This is a genomic window from Sulfurovum sp. bin170, from assembly GCF_010892395.1.
Classification (GTDB): Bacteria; Campylobacterota; Campylobacteria; order Campylobacterales; family Sulfurovaceae; genus UBA1140.
In genome coordinates, this window is sequence record NZ_JAACKB010000129.1 from 1 (window position 1) to 3,479 (window position 3,479).

Annotated in this window: 3 protein-coding genes; all 3 read right to left on the reverse strand. The window is 37.8% G+C overall.

Going from position 1 to position 3,479, the window contains the following annotated elements; translation table 11 throughout:
- Positions 1-908: glycosyltransferase family 9 protein (locus GSY74_RS03105; protein ID WP_164663651.1), on the reverse strand; the 908-nt coding region annotated here is incomplete at its 3' end.
- Positions 909-2,315 carry a D-glycero-beta-D-manno-heptose-7-phosphate kinase gene (gene rfaE1, locus GSY74_RS03110; RefSeq protein WP_164663652.1) on the reverse strand — a complete coding sequence of 469 codons (1,407 nt, stop codon included), beginning with the start codon at positions 2,313-2,315 and terminating at the stop codon, positions 909-911.
- On the reverse strand, positions 2,308-3,324 hold the full coding sequence (gene rfaD, locus GSY74_RS03115) for an ADP-glyceromanno-heptose 6-epimerase (protein WP_164663653.1): 1,017 nt from the start codon (positions 3,322-3,324) through the stop codon (positions 2,308-2,310). Before rfaD ends, rfaE1 begins: the two co-directional genes overlap by 8 nt.
- Positions 3,325-3,479: the final 155 nt, after the last annotated feature.

Consider the following 3,479-nt stretch of genomic DNA (forward strand, 5'->3'; position numbering starts at 1 on the left):
GCCCTAATTAACTTCATGCACTCATGATGTTTTAAGGGGCAAACACGCTTCATGCAAGGGGAGCAATCCATCTCTTTGCGTATCAGCATCTCATTTTTATTCATCCACTGATGGGTCTCGATATGTCGTGTGGGTCCAAAGATAGCAACTGTTGGGATAGCAAATGCTGCTGCTAGGTGCATAGGACCAGAGTCATTTGTGATAAAGAGGTCAAGTTTAGAGATATGACCTATAAGCTCCTCTACAGAGGTCTCTCCTGCAAGGTTTTTGTAGTTCTTTATATCTGCTTCTATTAATCTCTTCTCTATATCACTGGCGATATCCCTCTCACCTACTCCACCAAAAATCACTATATCGTATCTATCAGAAAGTTCAATGGCAACTTTTGCAAACTCTTCTGGATACCACCGTTTAGCACTTCCATATGTTGCACCTGGGTTTAGACCCACTGTAGGGGTAGTTTTTTGTGGTTGTCCTTGATTGTCAAGATAAATTTTTAATTTATTAGGCTCATTATCTATTTTCAAGCTTATATTGATAAAGTCATTGTAACGAATCACCTGATGAATCTCATTTTTTCTGTATCGTTTATAGATATACTTCTCTTTAGCATCGACAAACCATAGCAGAAATCTAGTTGTAAAATTCTTTCTAAAACTAAATGCCAAATCAACCCTGCCTATAGATTTTGCCAACTTATATAGGTTAAGATAGCGATTTCCGCCAATTTTACTATCATCAATTATAATCTTTTTAACATTTGGATGATGCCCAAAAAGTTTAGTCGAGACAAAAGAGCCAAATATAATAATTTCACACTTTGGGTATCTCTTGACGATATTTTCAATAGCAGGAGTGGTCATAATGGCATCACCCAACCAAGTGGGAATCTCTATAGCTACTCTCATCTAGTACTCACAAGCTTGTATCTTATTGATGGTTTTGGTAGTACTTCGTCCATCAACAAACTGTACAAGCTTAACCTCACTTGCAATATCAGAACCTACAACCTCTTTTCCCTCATAGTCGCCACCTTTTACTAAAACATCAGGCTCTACCATTTTGATGAGGTCATAGGGTGTATCATCGTCAAATATAGTTATAAAGTCAACGCTCTGTAGCCCTGCAAGAACAAAGGCTCTATCCTCTTCTGTGTTGATAGGTCTGCTTTCACCTTTTAGTCGTTTCACACTTGCATCAGAGTTTAGACCTAAGATTAGTACATCTCCAAACGATTTGGCTGTATCGAGGTAGCTAACATGTCCGCGATGCAAGATGTCAAAACAGCCATTGGTAAAGACTATCTTTTTGCCAAGCTTTTTTAGTCGCTCCACCTGTGTTTTTATCTCATCAAAACTTTTGATATGATGCTCGATGGATGTTTTGTGTAGAGATGCTTTATACTCCTCTATCTCCTCGATGGTTGCTGTGGCACTTCCAATCTTGCCTACAACAACTCCTGCTGCTAGGTTTGCAAACTCTATGGCTGATATGGTATCTTTGCCCTTGGCTAACGCATATCCTAAAGAGGCTAAAACGGTATCCCCAGCACCTGTCACATCATAAACCTCTCTTGCAACAGTTGGTCTCATAATGAGTCTATCTTCAAAGATTGCAATTCCATCTTCGCTAAGGGTGATAAGTGAGACTGATAAGTCGGCAATATCCTTTAACTTTTTAAGAACTTCTATGAGAGTTGTATCATCTTTAATCTCCATTTTTGAAGCCTCTATCGCCTCCTTTTTGTTTGGAGTGAGAAGATAAGCTCCACGATATTTACTATAGTCATTACCCTTTGGGTCAACGAGTACTCTTCTGTTTTTCTCATTGGCATAAGCGATAATTTTTTGAGTAAGCTCTTTGGTTAAAACCCCTTTTCCATAATCAGAGAGTAAGATAATATCATAAGCTTCACAAGTAGTTATAAACATGCTATATAAAGCTTCACTACTCTGAGAAGTTATATCATCCTTGCTCTCTCTATCATATCTAACAACTTGTGAGTGTGAAGCGATAATTCGGCTCTTTTTTGAGGTTTTTCGCCTCTCTTGTTCAACCAGATAGGCATTTGTACCAATCGCTTTGAGCATCTCTCGTAGCTCTAAACCAACTTCATCGCAACCGATAACGGAGAGAACAGAGACCTCACACCCCAAACTATTTAGATTATTGACAACATTTCCTGCACCACCCAAAACGGTGGTCTCTTTTTCAATATCAACAATCTGCACAGGTGCTTCAGGCGAAATACGGTTAACAGACCCCCACAGATAGTGGTCTATCATCAAATCACCAATAACAAGTATCTTAGCCATTTTCTATTTCCATTTCAAAGAGTCTCTCTATCTCGTGGAGGTAGGCTCTGATTCCATCCTCCATCTCAAATCTCGGCTCATACCCTAACGCATCTTTGGTTGTCTCAATATTTGCTTCTGTAAAGAACTGATACTGCCCCACAAAAGGGTTAGGGATATACTCTTTTCCATTGTCTATTTTTAACTCTTTTTGTAAAATATTGACAATATCTTCAAAACTTCGAGCCTTTCCAGTGCCTACATTATAGACTCCTGATTTTTTTGGAGAAGAGGCTCTGATATTGGCTTGAATCACATCTTCGATATAGATAAAATCTCTTAAAATTTTATCACTTCCCTCAAAAAGCTTTGGTGTAAGTCCAGCCAATATCTGATGTCCAAACTGAACCACCATAGAGGCTGTATTGTTCTTGAAGAACTCTCTCTGCCCATAAACATTAAAATATTTTAGCCCCACGATGGAGATATTAACACCTTTTTTGATATATCTGTAGCTAATATTGTCCATCATCACTTTAGAGAAACCATAAACATTATTTGGTTGTTCATACCCAACTTCAAATCTATCACTATCTCCATATGTTGCAGCCGATGAGGCGTATATCATATTGGCTTGATGTTTAATTGCAATTTTCAAAAGATTTTCATAGGCATTGACATTGGTTCGTATCATCAAATCCTGCTCACTAGCTGTTGTATCAGAGATGGCTGCTTGGTGAAAGATATAGTCAAAACTGTAGCTCTCCTCAAGCTCTTTTAGTGCCTTAGCGTCATTGATGTCTCCACTGATGACAATGCCGTTGAAACCCACTAGGTTCTTATAGTGTCCAAAACTCTTTAGGTTTCCATTGCTTAGTCTCTCACCACTTCTAAAGCTATCAAAGATAACCACTGTTGCCTCTGGATAATTCTCTTGAAAATAGAAAGCGAGGTTGCTTCCGATAAATCCTGCTCCACCTGTGATTAGAACTGTTTTATTATTGAAATCTATATCATTATATTTTTGCATAGCAACTTCCTGAGGTTATCATCTGTTTCCATTTTTTATAGTCTGTTTTCGTAGTCTGTTTTAGGATGTATTTTAGCTAATCAAACTGTATAAATAGATTAAGCTTTATTTGGCTATTATAATTTTTTTAAATACGAGGAGATTAAATGAAAAAA

Bases quoted from the DNA above. Each gene is read 5' to 3' on its own strand.
- rfaD (WP_164663653.1), bottom strand. From the start codon at position 3,324: ATGCAAAAATATAATGATATAGATTTCAATAATAAAACAGTTCTAATC.
- rfaE1 (WP_164663652.1), bottom strand. From the start codon at position 2,315: ATGGCTAAGATACTTGTTATTGGTGATTTGATGATAGACCACTATCTG.